Here is a 26,268-nt window from a genome sequence, read left to right as displayed (position 1 = left end):
TTGAAAATTTGAAGATTTGAAAATAAGTAAATGCTCAAAATCATATCTTAAATAGTATCAATAAACAAATAAAGTAAAAATAATCAATAGAATAAATGAATTAACAAATAATTACATTTTCAAATTTTCAAATTGATTAATTTTCAAATAAACTAATTGTTTTCCAAAGCTTCCCAAAACTCATATGCTCTTCTTAAATGAGGAATTACAATGGTTCCGCCTACTAAAGTAGCAATTCCCATGCTTTCCATCATTTCTTCTTTAGTCACGCCATTTTTGTAAGCAGTTTCTAAATGGTATTTGATACAATCATCACAACGCAATACTGCGGAAGCTACTAATCCTAAGAGTTCTTTTGTTTTTACATCTAAAGCGCCTTCCATGTAAGCATTGGTGTCTACGTTGAAAATTCTTTTGATGACTTTGTTGTTATCTGCTAATAATTTTTCGTTCATTTTAGAACGATAATCGTTGAATTCTTTTACTAAATCTGACATAGCTTATGCTTTTAATTTTTCTTTTTCTTGATTTTTCACGACTAAAACACTAATCAAAATACTTACTTCATACAATACCATAATTGGAATGGTAACAATAATTTGACTCAAAACATCGGGTGGTGTTATAATTGCGGCAATAATTAGTACGATTATCAACGTGTATTTTCGGTATTTTCTTAAAAACTCTGGATTTACTAATCCAATTTTTGTCAAAAAATAAATTATGATAGGCAATTCAAATAATAAACCACTTGCAATAGCTGATGTTTTCATTAAACTAATATACGAATCCATATCAATTGCATTGCTGATTTCTGGACTGATGATATAACTTGCAAAAAATTGAACCGATAAAGGTGCAATTAAATAATAGCCAAATAAAACACCTAAAAAGAACAATATCGATGAAACAATGATGAACGAAATGGCATATTTTTTTTCATTATCATACAAAGCTGGGCTAATAAATTTCCAAATTTCCCATAATATAAAAGGAAAAGCAAAAATAAATCCAACAGTAATTGATGTCCACATGTGCATCGAAAATTGTCCGCCCATTTCTCTGTTTTGAATAGGAAGATTTATTTCGGTAATACACATTGTGTCAGCCATATCAAATTGTTTTCCCAATTCACAGAAAAAATGATACGTTATAAAATCGGGACTTTTTGGTCCAAAAATAATTTCATTAAATATAAAATCGCTAAAGAAAAAAGCCACCACGGCACATACTAAAATAGCAATCGTACTTCTAACTAATAACCAACGCAATTCCTCGAGATGATCTAAAAATGACATCTCTTTTATTTTTTTATCTGCCATTATACAATGCCTTCTTTTAAAATATCGTGTAAATGTAAAATTCCTTTGTATTCATTGTTGTCAATTACAACTAATTGCGTAATAGAGTTGTTCTCTAAAATATCCAATGCTTCAGAAACCAAAATACTCGAGTTGATGTTTTTTGGATTTTTTGTCATAATGTCTTTTGCTGTTAAATCAGTAAAAGTATCACGATTGTTTAGCATTCTACGAATATCTCCATCAGTTACAATACCTATTACTTGATTGTTTTCAATAACTGCTGTTACACCCAAACGTTTTTCTGAAATTTCCATGATTACTTTTTTGATTGATGCATCTGGAGTAACCATTGGTTTGTGCGTCGTATCTAACATGTCTTTAACGCGAAGTAATAATTTTTTACCTAAAGCGCCACCGGGATGATAAACTGCAAAATCTTCACTTTTAAAGTTGCGCATTTCCATTAAACAAACTGCTAAAGCATCTCCAAGTACTAATTGAGCTGTAGTGCTATTTGTTGGTGCTAAGTTATTAGGACACGCTTCACTTTCAACATAAGCATGTAAAATATAGTGTGATTCTTTCCCTAAGAAAGAGTTTTTATCAGCTGTCATTCCAATTAAAGTATTTCCAAAACGTTTTAGTAACGGAGCTAACACTTTTATTTCAGGACTATTTCCACTTTTTGAAATACAAATTACAATATCTTCAGGCTGAACCATTCCTAAATCACCATGAACTGCTTCTGCTGCGTGTAAAAACATAGAAGGTGTTCCAGTTGAATTTAAAGTGGCAACAATCTTTTGAGCGATTAATGCGCTTTTTCCAATTCCGGTTACCACCAATCTTCCTCTGGTGTTGTATATTTCGGTAACACTTTTTGCAAAGTCATCGTCCAAGTAATTTACAAGAGTTTCAATGCTTTTGCTTTCAGATAGAAGTGTTCTTTTTGCGGTTGCTAAAATAGTTTCAGTTGTGCTCAAAATAGAAATATTAAAAAATTTGTGTGTATTAAAGAAAATCGTATCTTTATGTTTGCAAATTTAGGTAAAATCATATTAATAGAGAATGAATCCACACGAAATTGATTTACATAAAGAATTAAAGAAATATTTTGGTTTTAACCAATTCAAAGGTCTTCAAGAACAAGTAGTTAAGAGTATCATCACAGGCAATAATACATTTGTGATTATGCCTACTGGTGGTGGAAAATCATTGTGTTATCAATTACCAGCTTTAGTATTAGACGGAACTGCAATCGTAGTTTCGCCGCTTATTGCTTTGATGAAAAACCAAGTTGATGCTATTCGAAGCTTAAGCTCAGAGCATGGTATTGCTCATGTATTGAATTCTTCATTAAATAAAACCGAAGTAAATCAAGTAAAAAAAGATATCACTTCTGGCGTTACAAAATTGTTATATGTAGCACCAGAATCACTTACTAAAGAAGAGTATATTCAATTTTTACAATCGGTAAAGTTATCGTTTGTAGCAATCGACGAAGCACATTGTATTTCAGAATGGGGACATGATTTTAGACCAGAATATCGAAATTTAAGAAACATTGTGCGTCAGTTAGGCGATGTGCCTATGATTGGATTAACAGCAACAGCAACACCAAAAGTACAAGAGGATATCTTGAAAAACTTGGACATGCCAAATGCGAATACCTTCAAGGCTTCATTTAATCGTCCTAATTTATATTACGAAGTACGAACAAAAACTAAAAATATTGAATCGGATATTATTCGATTTATCAAACAACATAAAGGAAAATCAGGTGTTATTTACTGTTTGAGTCGTAAAAAAGTGGAAGAAATTGCACAAGTTTTACAAGTAAACGGTATTAGTGCAGTGCCTTATCATGCTGGTTTAGATGCTAAAACGAGAGCAAAACATCAAGATATGTTTTTGATGGAAGATGTAGAAGTTGTTGTAGCAACTATTGCTTTTGGTATGGGAATTGACAAACCTGATGTGCGTTTTGTAATCCACCACGATATTCCAAAATCATTAGAAAGTTACTATCAAGAAACAGGTCGTGCTGGTCGTGATGGTGGCGAAGGTCATTGTTTGGCGTATTATTCATACAAAGATATTGAAAAGTTAGAAAAATTTCTTTCTGGAAAACCAGTTGCCGAACAAGAAATTGGATTTGCATTGTTGCAAGAAGTGGTGGCTTATGCTGAAACTTCGATGTCGCGTCGTAAATTTTTATTGCATTATTTTGGTGAAGAATTTGACGATGTAAATGGTGATGGAGCTGATATGGATGACAATGTTCGTAATCCAAAATCTAAAGTAGAAGCCCAAGACCAAGTAGTTACTTTGTTGAAAGTGGTGCGAGATACAAAACAATTATTCAAATCTAAAGAAGTTATTTTTGCTTTAGTGGGCAAAATCAATGCGGTGATAAAAGCTCAGAAAATAGACACGCAACCTTATTTTGGTAGTGGTTCTAAATTCGATGAAAAATATTGGATGGCATTAATTCGTCAAGTATTAGTCGATGGATTGCTATCAAAAGACATTGAAACCTATGGAGTTTTAAAATTAGCGCAAAAAGGTGAGGCATTTATAAAAAGACCAACATCGTTTATGATGTCGGAAGATCATGAATACAATGAAGAAGAAGATGAGGCAATTGTAACAGCTGCAAAATCAACGGGTGTTGCTGATGAAGCCTTAATGGGTATGTTGCGTGATTTACGTAAAAAAGAAGCAAAGAAATTAGGTGTTCCTCCATTTGTTATTTTTCAAGATCCTTCATTAGAAGACATGGCTTTAAAATATCCAATTTCTATTGACGAATTAAGCAATGTGCATGGAGTTGGTGAAGGCAAAGCAAAAAAATATGGAAAACCATTTATCGATTTAATTATCAGATATGTAGAAGATAATGATATTATTCGTCCGGATGATTTGGTGGTTAAGTCTACGGGAGCAAATTCAGGATTAAAATTATACATTATTCAAAACGTTGACAGAAAATTAGCCTTAGATGATATTTCTAAAGCAAAAGGTTTATCAATGGACGATTTGTTGAAAGAAATGGAACAAATTGTGTATTCGGGGACTAAATTAAACATCAGTTATTGGATTGATGAAATTTTAGACGAAGACCAACAAGAAGAGATTCATGATTATTTCATGGATTCTGAATCGGATAATATCAAAGACGCTTTAAAAGAATTTGATGGCGATTATGACATCGAAGAACTTCGTTTAATGCGAATTAAGTTTATTAGTGAAGTAGCGAATTAGTATTAGATTCCAAAAATAAAAATCCAAACTCCATTTAAAAAGAGTTTGGGTTTTCTTTTACACCGAATAATCCTTAAACATATAAATCCAAATGATTCGAGATAATTTGATGTTGACTAAGGTTAAACTTAAAATCACAACTCCAATTATTGGGATGATTCGTAAATCGAAAGTTTCTTCAAAAAACGGCATGCAAATAAAATAAGTTATTAAAGCTTCGCCAACACCTAGTCCGTAACTAACAAACATAGCACCAAAGAAAAAGCCAGGTTCTTTTTCAAATTTTGTTCCGCAATTTGAACAGTTTTTATGCATTTTCGGAAAACTAAAACTAAAATGCAACAATCCTTTTTCAAAAATCTTTCCTTTGTTGCAATTTGGACATTTGTTTCCAAACATGCTTATAATGGTTTTTAACATTTGTTTTTATTTTCAGCAAATTTAGAAGATTATAATTTAAAATTGGTTTCGTATTTTCGCTTATTATAATACAAAAAGGACATTTGATTATGGAAAGAGATGAAGTTTATGAAATTAAGAAATTCAAGCATAATTTCTTTCATCATAATTTATACGTGAATACGTTTCAAAATCACTTGAAAGAACATCGTTTTATAGAGTCGTTGCACCGACATGATTTTTATGTTTTGGTTTTATTCACAAATGGAACTGGATTGCATAAAATTGATTTCGACACTTTTGATATAACTAAAGGAAGTCTTTTTTTGATGCAACCTGGACAAATTCACTTGTGGGAACTTTCGTCTGATATTGATGGATATATTGTTTTCTTTTCTAAAGAGATTTATAATTTGCATTTTAGAGATAAGAAAATTGAGGAATATTTGTTTTTTCAATCGTCTAAAAATAAACCAGAATTGGTTTTGAATATTGATGAAATGAAACAAATTGAACCTTTTTTTGAATTAATTGTAAATGAAAATCAAGAAGATCAACTTCAAAAGAAAGATAAAATGCTTAATTTACTAGATTGTATTTTAGTTGAAATTTTAAGGATTTACAATATAGAATCCAATCATTTAACTTCAACATACAATCATAAGTTAAAAGAATTTGAAATACTATTAGAAGAGTATTATAAAATCGAAAAATCACCTTCCTTTTATGCAGATAAAATGTCCATTACATTAAAACATCTTAATAGAATATCTAAGAATATATTGAATATAACTATTACAGAGTTAATTACAAGAAGAGTAATTTTGGAAAGTAAGCGAATCATGGTTGATAAAAACAAGAACATTGCTCAAATTGCTGATGAATTAGGCTATTCCAATTATTCTTATTTTTCAAAATTGTTTAAAAAAAATGTTGGGATGACTCCAACAGAATTCGTTAATCAATTAAAAAATTAATCTTGGTAAACTTCACCTCGGTGCGGTTTTAAAACATCTCTAAAGGTAATCATGTCTTTTTCTTCTACCACAATAAAAGCAATAGCGTGCATTTCATTTATGATTTCAAATCCCGTTTTTTCTAACGTTATTTTTTCCTCATCTAAATATTCTTTTAAATGAATATCGTGATGCTCTGCAGTTTTAGCAGCTGCTTCACCTCTAAAATCCCAAATCAGTTTTATTTTTCGCATTTTATAAGTTTCAAAGAAGCAAAGTTACAAAGTCAGCTATCAAATTACTATTTTTGCATCATAATTAACAAGAACAAAATATGCCACGCGAATTTCAATTTCAAGTTTCACCAGAAGTAGCGGCAAACGAAAGTTTGTTAGCCCAACATGTAGCCAAGTTATTTCAGGTTAGCCCAAAAGAAATTCAAAAAGTAGATGTTTTAAAACGTTCTATTGATGCGCGTCAGAAAGCCATTAAGATGAATATTAAGGCGAATGTGTTTTTAGTTGGTGAAGAATATAAAGCCCAAAAAATAGAATTACCCGATTACCCAAATGTTGCCAACAAACAAGAAGTAATTGTAGTAGGAGCAGGTCCAGCCGGATTATTTGCTGCTTTACAATTAATCGAATTAGGTTTAAAACCTATCGTTTTAGAACGTGGAAAAGATGTTCGTGGTCGTCGTCGCGATTTAAAAGCGATTAATGTGGACCATATCGTAAACGAAGATTCTAATTATTGTTTTGGCGAAGGTGGTGCAGGAACGTATTCGGATGGAAAATTATATACACGTTCTAAAAAACGTGGTGATATCGACAGAATTTTAGCGCTTTTAGTTGGTTTTGGAGCTACGCCAGATATTATGGTAGAAGCACATCCGCATATCGGAACTAATAAATTACCACAAATTATTCAAGATATTCGAGAAAAAATAATTGAATGTGGTGGTCAAGTACTATTTGAAACTCGTGTGACCGATTTTGTAATCAAAAACAACGAAATGCAAGGCGTTGTAGTTCAAAATGGCGATGTGATTTCGGCAAACAAAGTTATTTTGGCTACAGGACATTCGGCTCGTGATATTTTTGAATTGTTGCATAAAAAAGGTGTTCATATTGAAGCGAAGCCTTTCGCATTAGGTGTTCGAGCAGAACATCCACAGGAATTAATTGACCAAATTCAATATTCGTGCGATTTTAGAGGTGATTATTTGCCTCCAGCACCGTATTCTATTGTAAAACAAGTCAATGGTCGTGGCATGTATTCGTTTTGTATGTGTCCGGGTGGTGTTATTGCGCCTTGTGCTACAGCTCCTGGTGAAGTAGTTACCAATGGTTGGTCGCCTTCAAAACGTGATCAAGCAACAGCAAATTCTGGAATTGTGGTGGAATTAAAACTGGAAGATTTTAAACCTTATGAAAAATTCGGACCGTTAGCTGGAATGGAATTTCAAAAAGCCATCGAGCAAAGAGCATGGCATTTGGCTGGAGAAACTCAAAAAGTTCCTGCACAAAGAATGGTTGATTTTACTCAAAATAAAGTTTCAAAAGATATTCCTAAAACTTCTTATGTTCCTGGTACAACTTCGGTTGAAATGGGACAAGTTTTTCCTGGATTTTTATCGCAAATTATGCGAGAAGGTTTTGTGCAATTCGGAAAATCGATGCGCGGTTACATGACGAATGAAGCGATCTTACATGCGCCTGAAAGTAGAACGTCATCACCTGTTCGTATTCCAAGAGATAACTTTTCTTTGGAACACGTTCAAATTAAAGGCTTGTATCCTAGTGGAGAAGGTGCTGGTTATGCTGGCGGTATTATTTCTGCAGCAATTGATGGTGAAAAATGTGCGTTGAAAATTGCGGAGAGTTTACAAGTTTAAAATTCTACCAATCGGCAAAAGAAATTCCTATTCCTAAAGTAGTTTGTCTATGGTTATAATCAATCATGGTTTCTCCATATCCGTCAAACAATTGAATTTGACCACGTAAATGTCCTTTTATTGGGAACACATAATTCAATTGAATGCTTCCGCCTTCCCAACTAGAAAATGGGTGTGTAATGATGGTGTAAAATTGATGTCTGTTGTAGGTATAAGCCACATTTAGTTCTCCATCTCCAATATATTTGGTAATTTTTGGATTTTCATCCTCATCATCCGATAGTCGAATCCATGGATTTAATGTTATAATCCAATTGTCTATTTCGTATCCGGTGTGAAAAATAACTCGGTTCCAGCTTCTAGAAGTAGGTAAGTTTTTTCCGTTCGATTGATGATTTAAAGTAACGCCAACCGATTTGAATTGGCCACCTAAAAAATTAAATCGCATAGGATATTTAAAAATGATTTCGGGTTCGTAATTTAACTCTCTAAATGCTCTCGAAATATCGCTATTGTAAATTTGCCAATGTGCTTTTTGTGTATATCCTATCCAAATATCTCCTTTTCCCCACAATAAGTCTTGAACCACTTTTGTTTTAAAACTCAATTGAAATTTTGCTTCAACATTATTGTAAGGCGAACTTTCAGTTGCAGAATAATCCGGATTTTCGCTTTTAGGTTGTTTGTTTGGATAGCTAGAAATTCTTCCTGCAGTAATGTAAATAGGTTTGTACGACATTAATCGAAAAGTTCCATTCTTGTCAGCATCATTTAATTCCCATCGTTGCGAATATGTTTTTGTAATTATAATAGTGTCATTTTCATTTTCTTGACCAAAAGCAATCGACGAAAGCAAAAACAAAATCAATGAGAATTTATACATGAGTATTTTTATTTAACGAATGGAAATTTACGAATAAAAGCTATTCTAAAAACAAAAAATCACAGTGAAAACTGTGATTTTGTTTATATATCTTAAAAAGAATTATATTTTCTTAACTCTAACGGCATTCATTCCTTTAGCACCTTTTTCTAATTCATAGGTAACTAAATTTCCTTCTTTAACATCGTCTAATAAACCACTGATATGAACAAAGTATTTTTCGCCAGTTTCAATTTCTTTAATAAATCCAAAACCTTTAGATTCATTGAAAAAATCAATTGTTCCTCTTCTGTCAACAGGTGCTTCATCAGCTTCCGTTCTTCTTGAAGTATTAATTTCGATGCTATCCACATCAACAATAATTTTTTTAGAAGGATCTGGTGGTGTGTTAGTTAAGTGTCCGTTTTCGTCAACATACACATAAATATCCTCTCCAGACAATTTTGGATTTGCTTTTCGAGCTTCCTTTTTTTCTTGTTTTTCTTTCTTTTTCTTAGCTCTAAGTTTCTCTTGTTCTTTTTTGTTAAAAGTTTCCTGTGGTCTAGCCATTAAATGTAAACGTAATTAAATTAATATTATGTAAAAGTATAAGGATAAAAATACACAAGCTAAATAAACAAAAATGTATAAAGTACTTTGAGTCAAAGTTTTGCAAGAAGAAATTATTATCATTACCAATGATACAAAAGTAGTGAAAATATAGTAAACTTTTTCATTTTACACGTTTCTTTTGCATTTTACTTTGAAAAAGTTATAATTATTCAACAGACGTTAAACTTTTCACAAACAAAAAAACAACGGTTTTGTCCTGACTTTTTTCGTATTTTTGACAAGTATATAAAAAGCTATGAAAGAAGAACAAGTGATATTGGTGAACGAAAATGATGAACCAATTGGACTAATGAACAAGATGGAAGCGCATGAAAAAGCAGTTTTGCATAGAGCTTTTTCGGTTTTTGTTTTGAATGATAATAATGAAGTGATGCTTCAACAACGAGCACATCACAAATACCATTCTCCCTTATTGTGGACAAATACTTGTTGTAGTCATCAAAGAGCCGGAGAAACAAATATTGAAGCTGGAAAACGTCGTTTGTTTGAAGAAATGGGTTTTGAAGTGGAGCTAAAAGAATTGTTTCATTTTATATACAAAGCACCGTTTGATAATGGTTTAACCGAACACGAACTGGATCACGTTATGATTGGTTATTACAACGGAGAACCAATTATTAATGATGACGAAGTAGAAAGTTGGAAATGGATGAAAATTGAAGAAATAAAAGATGATATGATTCAAAATCCAACTATTTACACGGTTTGGTTTAAAATTATATTCGACGAGTTTTATCATTATTTAGAAGAACATAAGATTTAAAATTAAAGCATTAACCAAAACCTTTCACCTTTTACCCAAAACCCATCAACATGAGAGTAACCGTTTCAAGAAAAGCCCATTTTAATGCCGCGCATCGATTGTATCGAAAAGATTGGTCTATGGAAAAAAATCAGGAAGTTTTTGGTAAATGCAACAATCCAAATTTTCATGGTCATAATTACGAATTGATTGTTTCGGTAACTGGTGAAGTAGATAAAGAAACTGGATATGTTATTGATACGAAGATTTTGTCTGATTTAATCAAAGAACATATTGAAGAAGCTTTTGACCATAAAAATTTAAACGAAGACGTTCCCGAATTTAAAGATTTGAATCCAACAGCCGAGCACATTGCTTACATTATTTGGAACAAACTTCGCGTTTTGATTGCTAGTGATAAAGAGTTAGAAATAACATTGTATGAAACACCAAGAAACTTTGTAACCTATAAAGGAAACTAATTATGTCAATTCAAATAGGTGATAAATTACCACATTTTACAGCTGTCAAACAAGACGGAACCGCTTTTGATTCTAATTCGATTCAAAATAAACCGGTTGTAATTTATTTTTATCCAAAAGACAATACGCCAGGTTGCACCACACAAGCCTGCAGTTTTAGAGATGCTTATCAAGATTTTCAAGATTTGGGTGCCGAAGTAATAGGTGTTAGTGGTGATTCGGTTAGTTCTCATCAAAATTTTCAACAAAAACATAAATTACCTTTTGTTTTACTTTCTGATTCTGATAGAAAATTACGCAAGTTATTTGGAGTTCCTACTGCGCTTTTTGGTTTAATTCCGGGTAGAGTTACTTATGTTTTTAATGCTTCTGGAAAGGCAATTTATATTTTTGATAATATGAGTGCTAAAAATCACATTATAAAAGCTTTAGACTCTATTAAAAAGTCTAAATAATATATTTTCTGATAAAACTAAGTTAATCAATTTTAGTAATTGGGTAGATTTTCGCATCTTTGTTGTTCACTATTTTGAATATGAAATTTTATCCACTAACATTCACGCCTATATTAAAAGACCGTATTTGGGGCGGAACGAAGTTAAAATCGTATCTTAATAAATCAATCGTTTCTGAAACAACAGGTGAAAGCTGGGAAATTTCAACTGTACCTGGTGATATTAGTGTAGTTGCATCTGGTGTTTTTGAAGGTAAAAACATCAACGAAATCATCGATTTACATCCAACAGAAATTTTAGGAAAATCGGTTATAGCTCGTTTCGGAAAACAATTTCCATTATTATTCAAATTTATTGATGCTAAAGAAGATTTGTCAATTCAATTACATCCCAATGATGAATTAGCAAAACAACGTCATAATTCATTTGGAAAAACCGAGATGTGGTATGTGATGCAAGCCGATGAAACAGCTCGTTTAGTAGTTGGATTTAAAAATGATTCCAATCCAAAAGAATATTTAGAAAAATTAGCCGATAAAAAACTGATTTCTTTATTAGAAGAATATCCTGTAAAAAAAGGAGATGTTTTCTTTTTAGAAACCGGAACCATTCATGCTATTGGCGCAGGCGTTGTGTTAGCAGAAATTCAGCAAACTAGTGATGTTACGTATCGTATTTACGATTGGGATAGAGTAGATGTCAACGGAAAAGGTAGAGAATTACACACCGAATTAGCTCTAGAAGCTATAAATTACTACAAAACACATTCAAAAATTGATTATTTCGAAGAACCAAATCATTCTTCAGTTGTAGTGGATTGTCCTTACTTTAAAACAAATATTATTGCTTTGCAAGATCGTTTTATTTGGAAAAAATCAAAAGACGCTTTTACCGTTTTTATGTGTACCAATGGGCAATTTGAATTGATTTTAAATGGCGAAATTATGCGATATCAAATGGGAGATACGATTTTGATTCCGGCAATTATTGATCATTTAACCTTGAAAGGAAAAGCTACAGTATTAGAAATTTCGATATAATTTGCTGAGAACAAAATATATTATGTAATTTTGTACCAAATTTTAAATTTATAAAAAATGGCAAGCGTTAAAAACTTGAAAAAAGAAATCAATTACGTTTATGGTGATATTTTAAACATCGTGTATGTTTGGGAAATGACTAACGGTGGAAGACCAACTGAAGCTTCTGAAAAATTAGAGGACGAAATCTACGAAACTTTTGATTCTTTAATGACGAAAGCAAATCAAAGAGATGTTGAAAATAAAAAAGCACATTTCAAACAAATTCGTAAAGAATACGAAGCGGCTGCTAATCAATTTGTTGCAAAAATAAACGAATTAAATTAAAAAAATCAATAAAAAAAGTGCAAAAAATATTTGGAAATTAAAAATTCACCCTTATATTTGCACTCGAAATTTGAGTTGCCAGCGTAGCTCAGCTGGCTAGAGCAGCTGATTTGTAATCAGCAGGTCGTGGGTTCGAGTCCCTCCGCCGGCTCAAATTAAAAACCATCACAGTAATGTGGTGGTTTTTTTGTTTAAAGTCATTCTGAACTTGTTTAACTTCGTTGAATCTTTGATTTCAGAATCTTTTAAAACGCTTGTGCACACAAAGTATGAAATGATTTTTGATATGTAGTCACGATCAAGATGCTCGCGCTAGCGAGCATGTAAGTTTTTTTTGAACGTTTTAAGATATTGTAATAAAGAGTATGACGCCATAAGTTAGTCGTTATTTTTGAAATGAAATTAAAATTATTTCTAATAATCCTATTCATTCTTTTTTATATATTAATGTATTATTCCTATAAATTTTTTTATTTTTAATTTGGAGTTTTTTGTTTTTAAAATATTCATATTCATTTTTTTCATAAAGATTAATGTCGAAAGTTGTGCAATTTGTATCTTTAATTTGATATGTATAACTTTTTCTGAATGTTGATATATTTAGTAGTTTAAAATCCTTTGGTTTTTTAAATTTTATTTCTCCATTATCATCCAATTGAAGAATGCTATCACTATCGTTGAATTTTAATGTTGCATAATCAGTTGGTTTGTTGTAATAGAAATCATAAACTCTTAAAGTTGCTGTATCGGATTTAACTTTGTCAAGCTCTTTTACAATAATTGTATCTGTTAAATAATCATTATAACTATTTAGAATTATTTCATTATTGTCCTTTAGTATCCAATAGCCTTTTGTAATTGTTTCTGAAGACTCTGCATTATGTCTGTAACAAAAAGTTCCATCATTTTTTAATTTAATAGAAGATTTTACTAATGAACTTCTATAAATAAATTCAATTTCAATTTCATTCTTTTTAAAAATTTTATTACTACATCCAGAAATAAGAACAGTTGTGAGAGCATATAAAAATAAATATTTTAAACGCATAATTTGATTTTTATTAATTTGTTCTTTGATTGAACTCCTTTTATCCATCGTAACACTTTTTTCTATTTTATTTGCTTTTTCTCAAAAATAATAAAATTATTTGTTTTTAAGATTCGTGCGAAAAGATTCGTGCGAAAAGATTCGTAAGAAAGCTAGTAAATTATAACTATAAAAAAAGCGGTCAATTACTGACCGCTTTACTTTATTTCTGAACTTCAATCGCTTTTCGTTCCTTAATATGCTGGTTAAGCATTTTTCCGTATTTTGATTTGGCAACTTCTGGTGTTAAGCTTTTTTGAATGGTGTCTAAATAAGTGGTGTTGATATCTGCAATTTCTGAAAGTGCTAAATAAGGAGCTATGGCAGCATCACCGTGTGTGGTAGCAAAATGTGCTGTGTATCTATATTTTCTCTTTAAAAGCTTCTCGTAGGCTGTTTCAATACTATCTGTAGTTGTAGGGTTTGGTTTTAGTTCGTTTTGCAAACGCTTTTCCATTAAAACTAAATTTTCGTCATTAAATCGGTCGTTGATTTTTTTGAATTCTATCCATAAATCATGGTTTTTAGAACCTTTAACTTTTGCATCAGCAAAAAAATGTTTTAATGTAGTTTCAATAGTAATATTTCCTGGCTCAGCAAAGAATGGTAAGCTATTGTCAATTGAATTGGTTTGTCCTCTATCTAAAGCTAAATACAACATTTCTGGACTGTCTAATTTGATGTGACTTTCAAATTTTGAATCGCCATTAATTTGGATACTATCAATAATTACTAATGTAGTATCTTCTATTTTTTGTAAATACAATTTGCCTTGGCTCAAGCCTTCAACATTTCCTGTAATATGAACATTTGCTCCTTCAACAGTTTCTTTTTTGTCACAAGCAATTAGTGTGATTAAGGCAATTACAGCTAAAAATATCTTTTTCATTCTTTGATTTGTTTTGAGTTCGCAAAGTAAATAAAAAAATCCTCAAAATACTAAGTACTTTGAGGATTCTATGTCAATTTTCAAATTCAATTGCAAAGTCAAAATTTAATTTAAAGTTATAAATACTTCAAAATTCAAAAATCGTAATTCTGCAATCTTAAATTATTTAGCCTCTTAACCAAGCTTCGCGAACAGCTTTTTTGCTTTCGTCTGTAGATTGATAACCATCTTGTTTTTCTTTTGGCATCACAATTTTTCCTTTGATTGTTTGCTCTTTACCGTCTCTTTTTATTTTTACAGAAATAGCTTCGCCATCTTTCCAGTTCATACTAGCCATAATCATATCATAGATATTATCAAGATTATAAGCTTTATCATTGATTGCGATGATTTTATCATTATTTTTTAATCCTAAAGTTGTCATGAAAGAATTTAATTCAATTTCAGGTAAAATCATAATTTCTTTAGTATTTGGATCAACAGTAATGTAAGGTTGTGTTTGTCCTTTTAAAAACGGATTTCCAACTACTTCAATAGTTGCTTCTGTTACCCCCATTTTTGCAAAATATTGTTCGTAAGGAATAGGCGTTTCACCTGCAACATATTTGTCTAAAAATGCGCCAACTTCTGGATAAGTTAATTCAGTAATTTTACCGAATAATTCTTCGTCTTTAAACGCTTTTTTAGTCCCATATTCGTTTGCCAAATCTTGCATTAAGTTTAGAATCCCTTTTTTACCATTACTACTTTCACGAATTTGAATATCAATACACATAGCAATCAATGCTCCTTTTTGATACACATTCAAATATTGGTCTTTGTATGGTGCATTTAATACGTTTTTACTCATTTTAGTAAAACTCATATTATCGTTCATTTGACGCGATTGTGCAATTTTACCGGCCATTCTTTCGTAAAACTCTTTTTCATCAATTAACCCTTGATTTACTTGAAATAAATTTGCAAAATATTCCGTTACTCCTTCATACATCCATAAATGTTCTGACATTTCTGGTTTGTTAAAATCAAAATACTGAATTTCATTTGAGTGGACCGTTAATGGTGTTACTATATGAAAAAATTCGTGTGAAACTACATCTTTTAATTGTTCTTGTAACATTTCTAATCCCATCATTTCGGGCATTACTACTGTTGTAGATGTAGGATGTTCTAATGCACCAAAACCTTTAGCATCTTTAGCTTTCATATCGGATAAATACAACAAAATGGCATATTTTTTTGTTGAGTTTATAGGTCCTAAAAAGCGTTTTTGTGCTTTCATCATGTTTTCCATATTAGGAGTAATTTGTTTAGCTGTATATTTTCCTGTTGGAGAATATACACTAATGATGATTTCCATATCATCTACCATAAATGAAGTGTAATCTGGCTTAGAATACATAATTGGCATTTCTACCAAGTTAGCATATTTTGGCATCACAAAAACATCTGAAGTGTCGCTTGCATCTGCATCAGTCATAGCAGAAACACCTAATAAATTTGCAGGATGTTTTACTGTAAGTTTATATTGAGTTTCTTCTTTTCCTTTAAAATAGCCAACAAAACCATGTGTGTTTAGCATAAAGTTAACACCAGCATTAATGTTTGTTCCTGCTGGAGAAAAAACGTCTTCGCTTTCGCCAAAACCTGCACCACCTTCAGTATCATATGTGTCATTAACTAAATAAGTAATTTTAGCTAATTTAGTAGCTTCAGAAATTGTATATGAATTTTCATCAATTTTCGCAATTTTTAAAGCATTCCCTTTTGCATCAAATGCTTTTACATTTTCTACAAAACGACCATAATCGTCTTCAGAATAGGTTCCAGGAACTGTTTTAGGAATGTAAAAAGTAGTAGTTTCGGTTGTAAAAGTTGGTGTTGCTATTGTCACCATTACTTTGTCGTCTTTTACATTGATTAAATCAATTGTAACATCAACTTCGTTTTTTGTTGAAGTTGCATTTTGGGTTGAAGTACAACTCCAAAGAAAACTCACCATTGCAAGTGAAAGAATTATTTTTTTCATTTTAATCTTAGTTTATAACCATAAGTAGATAAAATGAATAAAATGTTACAATTTTATAGTTTTGATATTTTATTGTGTGTTATTTATCTTTGTAATTTGCATTAAACAAATTTCTGTATAAAATAAAAAAACTCTTGCAGAACAAGAGTTAAATTTTAATCAAATTTATTTTTAAAGTAATATTTACTATCTAAATCGTCATCTTCCAATTCGTTGTATTTTATTGGTTTAGGTTTAGGTTTAGTTGCGGTAACTTTCTTTTTCCAAAGTTCAAAATTGTCTTTAGATAATCTTTTTCGCATTAACTCAGTCACTTCGTTTTCTGATACGCCAAATTCTTCTTTTAAAACTTCAAAAGGTTTTTTTTCCTCTTGCGCCATAGCAACAACTCTGTCTAATGTTTCGTTGTCGAATTCTGAAATTTTCTTCTTTTTCATGAAATGAAATCTATTTCTAATTTTATTTTTTGGTTTATAGTTCAATATTAGTAAAAAAATAAATTCAAAAAATGTGCCAATTTCTTTTTTAGAATTTTTTAAAAATGAGATGATTTTGAAGTGATTTTTTAAAAAATATTTACAAAATTGTTCGAAATGTTAAATTTATTCTATTGTTTTTTGGTTGTGTTGCTTTCGGAATTTGGTGTTTGTAATGAATTTGACTACCTTCTTTCATTAGTAATAAACTTCCGTGGTTCAAATTGAGTGATAATTTTATGTTATTGTCCGAAACATGCTTCAACTGAAACTTTCGTTCTTCACCAAAACTCACGGATGCAATTATTGGATTTCTGCCTAATTCTCGTTCGTTATCTGCATGCCAACCGTTGCTGTCTTTTTCGTTTCGGTATAAATTGGCTAAAACATTTGTGAAGTTTTCATTGCAATTGGCTTCAACTTCATTTTTTATATGCATAATCGTGCTATTCCAAGGTTGTGGTTGCATGGTTAAACCAGAATACGAGTAAGGTTTTCCTTCATTTCCGAAAAGGCATGTAAGTCGAGGTTGTAGCATTTTCTTTCCAAAAATGTTAATTTCATCGTGTTGCCAAGGTGTTTCTGATAGTAATTTTTCGAACAAAATATCTGCTTCTTCTTTATGGAAGAAATTTGGATAAAATTCAAAAACCGCATCAGGTAACGGCAATATTATTTTCTCTTTTGGAAATAAATTGAGCATAAAAAAAGCGATGTTAATACATCGCTAATTTAATTCTTTAGAGTTAATTTTATTTGTTGTCTTGTAATAAATTTTTGTAAATAAATCCAGCAGCAATAGCACCAGCAATTGGAGCTACCCAAAACAACCACAACTGACCTAATGCTTCACCTTGTACAAATAATGCTTGTGAAGTTGAACGTGCAGGATTTACAGAAGTATTTGTAATTGGAATACTAATTAAATGAATTAACGTTAATGCTAAACCAATAGCAATTCCAGCGAATTTCCCGTTTGCAAATCTATCTGTTGCGCCTAAAATGATAATTAGGAAAAACATCGTTAAAATGAATTCAGCTAAAAATGCGGCTCCCATTGAAAATCCAACACCATTATAATATGTTTTTGGATCAAAAGCGTTAGATTCATAAAAATTAGATGCAAAAGCACCTGCAGAATCAGCTGCAAATTCAGTTCCACTACCACCATTTAAAATTAAATATAAAACACCTGCAGCAGCAGTAGCTCCTAAAACTTGTGATACTATGTAGGGTAATATTTCTTTTTCAGAAAAGCGACCGCCTGCCCATAATCCTAAAGTTACTGCAGGATTAAAATGACCGCCAGAGATATGCCCAACAGCATAAGCCATTGTTAAAACGGTTAGTCCAAATGCTAGGGAAACACCTACTAATCCAATTCCGATATTAGGAATGCCAGCTGCAAAAACCGCAGCGCCACAGCCACCAAATACCAACCAAAAGGTTCCGAAAAATTCAGCTAATAATTTTCTCATAGTTAAATAGTTTTAATTACAATTGCTTGTAAAGGTTATTTATCTAAAATATGAAAAAAAATAAAAAATATAAATTATTGAAAATAAACTTATTAACACAAAATGGTTGTCGCTATTTTTTCTTGAATTGGATATTCATTATTACTATGGCAAAAATTATTAACACAATTCCAATCCATTGGATGAATAAAACGCTTTCATTTAATAAGAAAAAAGCCATTAATACCGAAACAGGTAGTTCTAATGAAGAAACAATACTTCCTAATCCAATTCCTGTATGTGGAAAACCAGCATTTAATAACATGGGAGGAATGATGGTTCCGAATAATGCCAAAACGATTCCCCATTTAGTGAAAATTTCAAAGTTAAAAGGTGTTGTTTGTGTATATAAACTAAAACCAAAAACTATTACAGCTCCACCTAACAACATATACAAACTTCTTTGAGCTGACGAAATTCCTAATGCGACTTTGTTTGCCGTAAACATAGTTGTAGTAAAAGAAGCTGCAGCTAATAATCCCCAAAATAATCCGTTTGTCCAATCAATTTTTGGGTCGTTGAAATCAATTTTAAAGATATTAATTGCTAAAGCTGTTCCGATTAAAACAATTATTACAGAAATTATTTTTTGAAAAGATGGCGCTTTTTTATCTAAAAACCATTCTAATAAAACACCCATCCAAACGGTTTGCATTAATAATACAATTCCAATAGAAACCGGAATGTATTTTACTGCTAAATAATAGAAAACACTTGTCATTCCTAACGAAGTTCCAGCTAGCATTAAATGAAAAATGTTCTTTGGAGATGCTTTAATAGCTGTGTTTTTGTTTTTGGTTCTTTGGAATAAATTGATAATTAGAATTCCAATAATTCCTAAAATAAATTGTGAAGACGTTACTTCGGCTGTTGTAAAGTTTTCTTGGTATGCTAGTTTTACGAAAGTGGCTAACATTCCGTAACTCGTTGCTCCTAATGCTACAAGAAAAACTCCTTTTATGATATTGTTGTTCGACATTTCCTAAATTTTTAAGGGGCGCAAAGATAGGGTAAAAAGAAAAAAGAGAATAGATAAAAGAAAAAAGATTTTTTGGATGGTTTAATTTTAGTAAGAATTTAACAGCATACCCTTAAATAAAAATCAAAAAGTGGAGTTATATCATTTTAATCCCATTTCTATGAAACACTTTTTGCTATTGATTGCGGTTTGTTTTTTTTGTTGTAATAATTCGGAGGTCGAAACCTTAACGGTAAAAGATTACAATTCCTATCATAAAGAAGCAAAAACCTTTTGCAAAGAGAATGATTATAATGAGTCCTATTATTTTTTGGTTGATTTAAGTATTCATTCTGGTAAAAATCGTTTTTTTATTTATGATTTTGCATCTAAGAAAGTATTGGATAAGAATTTGGTTACGCATGGAAGTTGTGACCAATTTGAAGAAAATCCAGATAAGTGGAAAAAGGTAAAATTCGATAATAGAGTAGATAGTCATTGCTCTATGAAAGGAAAATATAAAATTGGCAATCGCGACTATAGTTCGTGGGGAATCAACGTGAAATATTGGCTTCATGGACTAGAATCAACTAATAAAAATGCTGAGAAAAGAGTAGTGGTTTTACATTCGTGGAGTGCTGTTAAAAATAAAGAAGTGTATCCAAAATACTCACCATTGAGTTGGGGTTGCCCAGCGGTTTCTGATGCATTTATGGAAAAATTAGATGAACGTTTACAACAATCAGAAAAACCAGTTTTGTTGTGGATTGTAGAATAAAAAATCTCGTTTAAAATTGCTTTAAACGAGATTTTACTACAAATTATATAATAAACCAACCCTTATCTTTTTCCTCCACGACGTTTTGTTTTTACCACGGTAGTTTTTCCTCTTTTGTTTTTGTGTATTATTGTAGTTCCTCTTCTGTTATGGACTACTACAGTTGATTTGCTTCTTTTTGGGGCATATACTTTTCTAGCAATAACAACTCTATGTGTTGCAGTTTTTCTATAATACACACGATGATGTGCACATTTTCCGTAAAAAACAGAATATCGATAGGGTTTCCATGGTTTCCACCATCTTGGATAAAATCCCCAGCGATGAGGAGAAACCCAAACCACATAATCTGGTGCATATAAGAAACGAACACTTGGCCAAAACCAAACATTTACTACTACGCTGGTTGGTGTAATTTCAGAAACATTTGGACCACCTTTTGATTTTTCGGTTTTTTCTTCGATTTCAAAAGGTTCAACAATAGTATTTTCTGCATATAATTCTGAATCGCCTTCAATCTGTAGTATTGCCAATTCATTTCCTGTTTTTTCTATCCCAATTGTTGCAATGTCTTGTTTTTCTTTTTCATTTATATAAGTGCTTAAAACAATTACATGCGTGTTATTCTCTTGAATGTCTTGCACCACAATGTAATCAATTTCACCATCATTGTTTAAATCAATATTGTTAACATTGTTGTTTTCTTCATTGATTAATTTTTCAAATTCTTCTAATGAGTTTGCTTGCTTAAATAAGGCTAAAGCACCCTCCAAACTAAAATTCTCACCTATAAATTCAGGAAAATCATTTTTATCATTTTCTTGACCATAGCTCGTTGTAATTCCAAAAAATAACAACAAAAGAAAGGATAATCTTTTCATAATTAATATAGTATTACATTGTAAACATTTCCGTTTGAATGTGTATAAGTTGCTAAGTTGTCGCAGGTATTATTTCCATAGTCTAAAATTCCATCAAGAACACTACCTTGTAAGTCTAATTGTCCTTGTGATATATGACTACAAGCATATTTTTTAATTAAAGGTTCAACTACTGTTACGCTTAATGATGAACCATCTGATTTAGTAATTGTATGATTTCCTGAAGTAATTTCATAAATATTATCGGCTAAAAGTAATGTACTTACACCAGCAGTTTGTTTTACAGTTCTTGTACCATAATGATTAAATACTACACCTGCCAAATTGGTTATTTTACCATTTGTTATTGTTCTTGTCCATTGTGGAGTGGCAGGATTTGTAGTTGTATTTTCATAAACAACAGTTCCTTCAACTTTTCTTCCGTTTACATAATAATTACTTCCTCTTTCAATTGTCATTATGCTACCATTATTCATTACATAATCAGTAATTGTAATAGTTATAATTCCAGAGCGCGTCATGCCATTATAGGTGCAACCTGTTCCAAAATCAATTGTAAATACTTTAGGGAATACCCCAGGAGTAGCGTTATCAACACTCACAGAGGCACAAGGAGCAACAGCATTTGTTTGAAGAGAACTTCTGTCAGAATAACTTGAATTATCGCTTGAAACATCAATACCTGAATTAAAATCTAATTCATTTGTTAAATCAATATCAGCTGAAGTATTAACTAATTCTTTGTCTACAGCAAAATCTTCATCTTTATTACAAGAAACAAAACTTAAAGACATTAATAGAAGTCCAAAAGTGTACAATTTTAAATTTTTCATAGTTGATTTTTTAGAGGTTATAATGTTTAGACATCGTTCATCTAAAAAGGTTTAATGAAAAGTTAAAATTTATTCAACATCTTCTGATAAATCTTTTAAATGAACACGAAGCGCATTTACCGAAATACTAATTTCCCAAAATGAAATACCTAATGAAATTAGTAAGCATAGCAAACTGGCGCCAAAAACGTAAATTCCGATAGTTTCTTGATCTACATATAAAAGCAGCATAGCGAAAACAGATAAAAACAAGCACATTACGCCAAAAAGTTGCATGTAACGAATTAGCGTTAATCGTAAGTTTAAGTTTTTAATTTCTAATAAAATACTTTTGTTATGATTGTCTTCGTAGTTTTTCTTTAAGCTACGCACAATTTGAGCGATTGTAAGAAAACGATTCGTATAGGCTAATAAAATCAATGAAGTTGCAGAAAAAAGTAGGGCTGGAGTTTCTAATGAAAGTGTCATGATTTTATAATTTTATATTGGTTTTGTAAATTCTACTCAAACCATTTTCATATTTTGTAATTTCGGTTTCAAATTCGGTTAACGATTTAAATTCTTTTTGAGAAGGTTCAACACGTTTACTTGTAAAGTATAAAATTTGTGTGGAAGTATCGTAAAACGGACAATAATCCATTTGTTTTGAATTTACATCGATGCCTAAATTTTTTGGATAATCCCAGTTTCCATTTTTATCTTTGTAACTAATATATAAATCACCACTTCCAGAACCATCTTCTTTTCCGTAGCAAGTGTAAATAATAAATGTTTCATTTGGGCTCACAAATGCATTAAATTCATAGCCGGCAGAATTAACTTTTAGTCCTAAATTTTCAGGTTCTAAATATTGTTTTCCATCCCATTTACTTATTAAAATATCATCTTTTCCATGCGATTTAACTGCATCTGAGGTAAAATATAAATTTCCTGATAAAGTTACACAAGGATAAAATTCATCATTTTTTGAATTTACTGGAGCTCCAATATTTATAGGTTCAGACCAATCGCTATTGATGTTTTTTCGTTGTACATACCAAATGTCGTAGTCTTTTGGAGTTATATCTTCATTTTCTAACGGACGATTTGATGCAAAATATAAACGCAAACCATCTGATGAAAGGAAAGGTTCAATGTTTCTGAATTTTCCTGAAAAAGAAGTTATTTCTGGTTTTTGCCAAATGTTGTTTTTCTTTTTCATAACAGCAATTACTGCTCTGTCTTCTGATGTGTTTTGAATAGAAAAGTAAACTTCATCTTGTTTAGCAGAAATTGTTAAATCTCTTATGTTTTGGTATCTAGTTAATTCTTCAAATGCTGGCAAAACCTTCATTTCGTTTTGTGAAAAGCTAATCGAAGTAATTAATAAAAAGAGTTTTATGATTGATTTAGTTGTCATTTTTACTGATGTTTTCGTTAACTCTAAAAGCAACAATTTTTTTAATTAAATCAATAGGTAAATCTTCTTTAAGCGGAAATTGTACAGCACCTTTTGAATTTTTATATTTAGAAATTTCTTTTAAAAACTCTTCAATTCCAGAAGCACCAGGATAAAAGCCAATATGATTTTTATAAGCTGCAAAATGAACAAGGTTACCATTCAAATAAAAAGTAGGTATTCCGTAACTAATTTTTTCTGAAGTTTCAGGAATAATTTCTTTAATTGAAGTTCTTATTTTGGTTAAAATATTTTGAATTTCTTCTGGAAAGCTATTGATGTAGTCGTCAATATTTTTATGTTTGATTTGTATCATGTTTGCAGTTTTTAACCATTTGAAATTGATATCCAAATTTACAAAAAAAACTTGCATTGAATTTAAAATCATTTTAAGTAAGAATTAATCTCTAGATTTTATATTTTTTTCACACAAATCGATGATTTGTACAATTCTATTTTGTCTGGTTTCTGCTCTTTTAGCTTGATTTAGCCAATATAAATAACTTTTACGATATGATTTGCTGAAGTTTTCATAATTTGTAAGAGCAATTTCATTTTCATTGAAGGCAAGTTGTAAATCTTCTGGAATTTCTAGGTTTTCTACTGCATCCAAACTTTCCCAAGAGCCATTTCGTTTTGCTATTTCAATTTTTTTCAAACCACTTTCGTGCATTAAATTGCTTGAAATTAATTCGTTAATATAGTTTTTATTAATTTTACTCCAAACACTTTTGTCTTTTCTTGGTGTAAAGAGTTGTTGTCTGCGTTCATCGTCAAGTTTTTTAACTGTAGAGTCTATCCAACCATAGCAAATGGCAACTTTTACAGCTTCTTCCCAACGCATACTTTCATTTTCGCTGGTAACTTTATAAAAAATCAAATATACTGCTGAATGTTTAGTATGGTTATCATGTAACCATTCGCGCCATTCGATATGATTTTTAAAGTATAAAGTGGGTTTATTTTGCATGGAATCAAATATAAAAAAATCCTGACACGTTTCAAAAACCTGTCAGGATTAATAAGAGATTCTGAAATCGAAGATTCAACGAAGTTAAACAAGTTTAGAATAACAATTTAGATTATTTTAAAGTCTCAAAACTTCTCTTAACAAAAGCAGTTAATTCCTCTCCTTTTAGCAATCCTTGCGAAATTTTTGCTAAATCCAAAGCTTGTTTTACTAACAATTCTTGCGCTGATTTATCTTCGGTTTGTAGAATGGTTGTTGCTAAATTTGAGTTTGAATTCACTACCAAATTATACATATCTGGGAAGTTGCCCATACCAAACATGCCACCACCGCCAGAAGCACTCATTTCTTTCATTCTTCGCATAAATTCGGGTTGCGTAATCATAAATGGTGCAGCGTTGCTATCCATTGGTTCTAACTGAACTGTATAATTTGCTTTTGGAACAATTGCTTCTAAAACCGATTTTAAATTCGTTTGTTCGTCTTCGCTTAATTTCGAAATTTGAACATCATCTTTTTGAATCAATTTGTCAATATGATCGGCGTCTACACGAGCAAAAGTTAAATTCTCGTTATCAGCTTCTAATTTTTGAATCAAATGTGATACAATTGGCGAATCTAACAATAAAACTTGATAGCCTTTTTCTTTTGCAATGTCAATATAACTGTGTTGTGCATCTTTATTTGAAGCATAAAGCACAACTAATTTTCCGTTTTTGTCGGTTTGATTGTCTTTTAAATTTTCTTTTAATTCGGATAATGTAAAGTATTTATCATCAGTAGTTGGATACAATACAAAATCGCCTGCTTTTTCATAGAATTTTGGTTCTGAAAGCATTCCGTATTCCAACACAATTTTGATATCATTCCATTTTTTCTCGAAATCTTCACGATTTTCGTTGAATAACGATTTCAATTTATCGGCTACCTTACGAGTGATGTAGTTTGAAATTTTCTTTACATTTCCATCCGCTTGTAAATACGAACGGGAAACATTCAATGGAATATCTGGCGAATCAATCACACCTTTTAACATTCCTAAAAATTCAGGTACAATTCCTTCCACATTATCGGTAACATAAACCTGATTTTGGTACAATTGAATTTTATCTTTTTGCAATTGTAAGTCAGATGACATTTTTGGGAAATATAAAATCCCAGTTAAATTAAACGGATAATCTACATTTAAGTGAATGTTGAATAACGGTTCTTCAAATTGCATTGGATACAATTCGTGATAGAATTTTTTGTAATCTTCATCGCTTAAATCCACAGGTTGTTTTGTCCAAGCTGGATTTGGATTGTTGATGATATTGTCTACTTCTTGGTATTCTGTTTTGTAATTATCGCCTGCATCTTCAGGTTTTGGAAGCGCTTCTTGTTTGGTTCCAAATTTAATCGGAACAGGCATAAATTTGTTATACTTCGTTAACAGTTCACGTATTTTGAATTCTTCTAAAAATTCTAAAGAATCTTCTGCAATATGTAAGATGATTTCAGAACCTCTTTCCGTTTTGTCATGAGGCACTAATGAAAATTCTGGACTTCCGTCACATGTCCAATGCGCTGCGGGTTCGTCTTTGTATGATTTTGTAATGATTTCCACTTTTTCTGCAACCATAAAAGCAGAATAAAATCCAAGTCCAAAATGACCAATTACACCTGAATCTTTGGCTGAATCTTTATATTTTTCTAAAAATTCTTCTGCTCCAGAAAAAGCTACTTGATTGATGTATTTTTCAACTTCATCAGCTGTCATTCCTAAACCTTGGTCAATGATGTGTAGTTTTTTACCTTCTTTGTCGATTTTTACTTCGATGATTGGATTGCCATATTCTACTTTAGCTTCGCCAATGCTGGTTAAATGTTTTAATTTTAAAGTAGCGTCTGTTGCATTTGAAACTAATTCACGAAGAAAAATTTCGTGGTCACTATACAAGAATTTTTTAATTAAGGGAAAGATGTTTTCTACAGAAACGTTAATTTTTCCTGATGCCATATTTTAAAATTTTAGTTAAACAATTTGTTTTTTACTTACTTCAAAACAAATA

30 protein-coding genes and 1 tRNA gene are annotated in these 26,268 nt (G+C 31.0%); 10 read left to right on the top strand and 21 right to left on the bottom strand.

From position 1 onward, the window contains the following. Positions 1-152: 152 nt before the first annotated feature. The 3 genes from M9Q43_RS10005 to M9Q43_RS09995 are packed head-to-tail and all read right to left on the bottom strand — an operon-like array spanning position 153 to position 2,287. On the bottom strand, positions 153-497 hold the full coding sequence (locus M9Q43_RS10005; protein ID WP_262318790.1) for a carboxymuconolactone decarboxylase family protein: 345 nt from the start codon (positions 495-497) through the stop codon (positions 153-155). Between the two features lie 3 nt (positions 498-500). Next, a complete protein-coding gene (gene tatC / locus M9Q43_RS10000; RefSeq protein ID WP_262318789.1) occupies positions 501-1,322 on the bottom strand; it encodes a twin-arginine translocase subunit TatC in 822 nt (273 codons plus the stop codon). Further along, on the bottom strand, positions 1,322-2,287 hold the full coding sequence (locus M9Q43_RS09995; protein WP_262318788.1) for a KpsF/GutQ family sugar-phosphate isomerase: 966 nt from the start codon (positions 2,285-2,287) through the stop codon (positions 1,322-1,324). Before M9Q43_RS09995 ends, tatC begins: the two co-directional genes overlap by 1 nt. An 85-nt stretch (positions 2,288-2,372) precedes the next feature. Between M9Q43_RS09995 and recQ the strand changes: the two genes are divergently transcribed. Then, positions 2,373-4,568, top strand: a complete 2,196-nt coding sequence (recQ, locus tag M9Q43_RS09990; RefSeq protein WP_262318787.1) for a DNA helicase RecQ — start codon at positions 2,373-2,375, stop codon at positions 4,566-4,568. A gap of 57 nt (positions 4,569-4,625) precedes the next feature. Here the strand turns inward: recQ and M9Q43_RS09985 are convergent, their stop codons facing one another. Next, the gene (locus M9Q43_RS09985; protein WP_262318786.1) at positions 4,626-4,988 is read right to left on the bottom strand and encodes a DUF983 domain-containing protein; all 363 of its coding nucleotides are present in this window, start codon (positions 4,986-4,988) and stop codon (positions 4,626-4,628) included. 89 nt (positions 4,989-5,077) lie between these two features. Here M9Q43_RS09985 and M9Q43_RS09980 point away from each other — a divergent pair, with 89 nt between their 5' ends. Further along, positions 5,078-5,944, top strand: coding sequence for an AraC family transcriptional regulator (locus M9Q43_RS09980; protein WP_262318785.1), 867 nt, complete (start codon positions 5,078-5,080; stop codon positions 5,942-5,944). Here the strand turns inward: M9Q43_RS09980 and M9Q43_RS09975 are convergent. Continuing rightward, the gene (locus M9Q43_RS09975) at positions 5,941-6,177 is read right to left on the bottom strand and encodes a hypothetical protein (RefSeq protein WP_262318784.1); all 237 of its coding nucleotides are present in this window, start codon (positions 6,175-6,177) and stop codon (positions 5,941-5,943) included. The genes M9Q43_RS09980 and M9Q43_RS09975 overlap by 4 nt on opposite strands. Positions 6,178-6,257: 80 nt before the next feature. Here M9Q43_RS09975 and M9Q43_RS09970 point away from each other — a divergent pair, with 80 nt between their 5' ends. Continuing rightward, a complete protein-coding gene (locus M9Q43_RS09970; protein ID WP_262318783.1) occupies positions 6,258-7,820 on the top strand; it encodes an NAD(P)/FAD-dependent oxidoreductase in 1,563 nt (520 codons plus the stop codon). A gap of 4 nt (positions 7,821-7,824) precedes the next feature. On the opposite strand, the gene M9Q43_RS09965 is transcribed toward M9Q43_RS09970, so the two are convergent. Next, complete coding sequence (locus M9Q43_RS09965) at positions 7,825-8,703, bottom strand: phospholipase A (protein ID WP_262318782.1); 879 nt, start codon at positions 8,701-8,703, stop codon at positions 7,825-7,827. Between the two features lie 102 nt (positions 8,704-8,805). After that, complete coding sequence (locus M9Q43_RS09960; RefSeq protein ID WP_262318781.1) at positions 8,806-9,252, bottom strand: cold-shock protein; 447 nt, start codon at positions 9,250-9,252, stop codon at positions 8,806-8,808. A gap of 298 nt (positions 9,253-9,550) precedes the next feature. Between M9Q43_RS09960 and idi the strand changes: the two genes are divergently transcribed. The 6 genes from idi to M9Q43_RS09930 all read left to right on the top strand — a co-directional run bounded on the left by idi (position 9,551) and on the right by M9Q43_RS09930 (position 12,512). After that, positions 9,551-10,078, top strand: a complete 528-nt coding sequence (idi, locus tag M9Q43_RS09955; RefSeq protein WP_262318780.1) for an isopentenyl-diphosphate Delta-isomerase — start codon at positions 9,551-9,553, stop codon at positions 10,076-10,078. Between the two features lie 50 nt (positions 10,079-10,128). Beyond that, a complete protein-coding gene (locus tag M9Q43_RS09950; protein ID WP_262318779.1) occupies positions 10,129-10,539 on the top strand; it encodes a 6-pyruvoyl trahydropterin synthase family protein in 411 nt (136 codons plus the stop codon). Between the two features lie 2 nt (positions 10,540-10,541). Beyond that, positions 10,542-10,994, top strand: a complete 453-nt coding sequence (locus tag M9Q43_RS09945) for a peroxiredoxin (protein ID WP_262318778.1) — start codon at positions 10,542-10,544, stop codon at positions 10,992-10,994. 74 nt (positions 10,995-11,068) lie between these two features. Next, positions 11,069-12,034: a type I phosphomannose isomerase catalytic subunit gene (locus M9Q43_RS09940; RefSeq protein ID WP_262318777.1), complete on the top strand. Its 966-nt coding sequence runs from the start codon at positions 11,069-11,071 to the stop codon at positions 12,032-12,034. Positions 12,035-12,091: 57 nt separating this feature from the next. Next, entirely contained in the window at positions 12,092-12,361 is a 270-nt protein-coding gene (locus M9Q43_RS09935; protein WP_262318776.1) for a hypothetical protein, read from the top strand. Between the two features lie 77 nt (positions 12,362-12,438). Next, positions 12,439-12,512 (top strand) — tRNA-Thr (locus M9Q43_RS09930). 276 nt (positions 12,513-12,788) lie between these two features. Here the strand turns inward: M9Q43_RS09930 and M9Q43_RS09925 are convergent. From M9Q43_RS09925 to M9Q43_RS09895, 7 genes are all read right to left on the bottom strand, one after another. After that, positions 12,789-13,457, bottom strand: a complete 669-nt coding sequence (locus tag M9Q43_RS09925) for a hypothetical protein (protein WP_262318775.1) — start codon at positions 13,455-13,457, stop codon at positions 12,789-12,791. A gap of 154 nt (positions 13,458-13,611) precedes the next feature. Further along, complete coding sequence (locus M9Q43_RS09920; RefSeq protein WP_262318774.1) at positions 13,612-14,337, bottom strand: DUF4369 domain-containing protein; 726 nt, start codon at positions 14,335-14,337, stop codon at positions 13,612-13,614. Between the two features lie 166 nt (positions 14,338-14,503). Then, entirely contained in the window at positions 14,504-16,366 is a 1,863-nt protein-coding gene (locus tag M9Q43_RS09915) for a M61 family metallopeptidase (RefSeq protein WP_262318773.1), read from the bottom strand. Between the two features lie 155 nt (positions 16,367-16,521). Beyond that, positions 16,522-16,803, bottom strand: coding sequence for a TIGR03643 family protein (locus M9Q43_RS09910; RefSeq protein WP_262318772.1), 282 nt, complete (start codon positions 16,801-16,803; stop codon positions 16,522-16,524). 139 nt (positions 16,804-16,942) lie between these two features. Continuing rightward, positions 16,943-17,545, bottom strand: a complete 603-nt coding sequence (locus M9Q43_RS09905) for an alpha-ketoglutarate-dependent dioxygenase AlkB family protein (RefSeq protein ID WP_262318771.1) — start codon at positions 17,543-17,545, stop codon at positions 16,943-16,945. Positions 17,546-17,594: 49 nt separating this feature from the next. Continuing rightward, entirely contained in the window at positions 17,595-18,320 is a 726-nt protein-coding gene (aqpZ, locus tag M9Q43_RS09900; RefSeq protein ID WP_262318770.1) for an aquaporin Z, read from the bottom strand. A gap of 112 nt (positions 18,321-18,432) precedes the next feature. Beyond that, positions 18,433-19,338, bottom strand: a complete 906-nt coding sequence (locus M9Q43_RS09895; protein WP_262318769.1) for an EamA family transporter — start codon at positions 19,336-19,338, stop codon at positions 18,433-18,435. 160 nt (positions 19,339-19,498) lie between these two features. Here M9Q43_RS09895 and M9Q43_RS09890 point away from each other — a divergent pair, with 160 nt between their 5' ends. Next, positions 19,499-20,095: a murein L,D-transpeptidase catalytic domain family protein gene (locus M9Q43_RS09890; protein WP_262318768.1), complete on the top strand. Its 597-nt coding sequence runs from the start codon at positions 19,499-19,501 to the stop codon at positions 20,093-20,095. 62 nt (positions 20,096-20,157) lie between these two features. Here the strand turns inward: M9Q43_RS09890 and M9Q43_RS09885 are convergent, their stop codons facing one another. The 7 genes from M9Q43_RS09885 to htpG form a co-directional block, all read right to left on the bottom strand. Beyond that, positions 20,158-20,976 carry a hypothetical protein gene (locus M9Q43_RS09885; RefSeq protein ID WP_262318767.1) on the bottom strand — a complete coding sequence of 273 codons (819 nt, stop codon included), beginning with the start codon at positions 20,974-20,976 and terminating at the stop codon, positions 20,158-20,160. Between the two features lie 2 nt (positions 20,977-20,978). Then, the gene (locus M9Q43_RS09880) at positions 20,979-21,809 is read right to left on the bottom strand and encodes a hypothetical protein (protein ID WP_262318766.1); all 831 of its coding nucleotides are present in this window, start codon (positions 21,807-21,809) and stop codon (positions 20,979-20,981) included. 69 nt (positions 21,810-21,878) lie between these two features. Beyond that, positions 21,879-22,277: a DUF2721 domain-containing protein gene (locus tag M9Q43_RS09875; RefSeq protein ID WP_262318765.1), complete on the bottom strand. Its 399-nt coding sequence runs from the start codon at positions 22,275-22,277 to the stop codon at positions 21,879-21,881. Positions 22,278-22,281: 4 nt separating this feature from the next. Beyond that, complete coding sequence (locus tag M9Q43_RS09870; RefSeq protein WP_262318764.1) at positions 22,282-23,208, bottom strand: TolB-like translocation protein; 927 nt, start codon at positions 23,206-23,208, stop codon at positions 22,282-22,284. Next, on the bottom strand, positions 23,198-23,563 hold the full coding sequence (locus tag M9Q43_RS09865) for an iron chaperone (protein ID WP_262318763.1): 366 nt from the start codon (positions 23,561-23,563) through the stop codon (positions 23,198-23,200). Before M9Q43_RS09865 ends, M9Q43_RS09870 begins: the two co-directional genes overlap by 11 nt. Positions 23,564-23,647: 84 nt before the next feature. After that, positions 23,648-24,217, bottom strand: a complete 570-nt coding sequence (locus M9Q43_RS09860) for a YdeI/OmpD-associated family protein (protein WP_262318762.1) — start codon at positions 24,215-24,217, stop codon at positions 23,648-23,650. A 112-nt stretch (positions 24,218-24,329) separates the two neighbouring features. Beyond that, on the bottom strand, positions 24,330-26,216 hold the full coding sequence (htpG, locus tag M9Q43_RS09855; protein ID WP_262318761.1) for a molecular chaperone HtpG: 1,887 nt from the start codon (positions 26,214-26,216) through the stop codon (positions 24,330-24,332). Between the last annotated feature and the right edge of the window lie 52 nt (positions 26,217-26,268).

Origin of the sequence: Flavobacterium odoriferum (assembly GCF_025499515.1) — a bacterium.
Taxonomy (GTDB): Bacteria; Bacteroidota; Bacteroidia; order Flavobacteriales; family Flavobacteriaceae; genus Flavobacterium; species Flavobacterium odoriferum.
The sequence above is the reverse complement of the archived record's forward strand: the minus strand, read 5'-3'. Positions and strand labels throughout refer to the sequence as shown.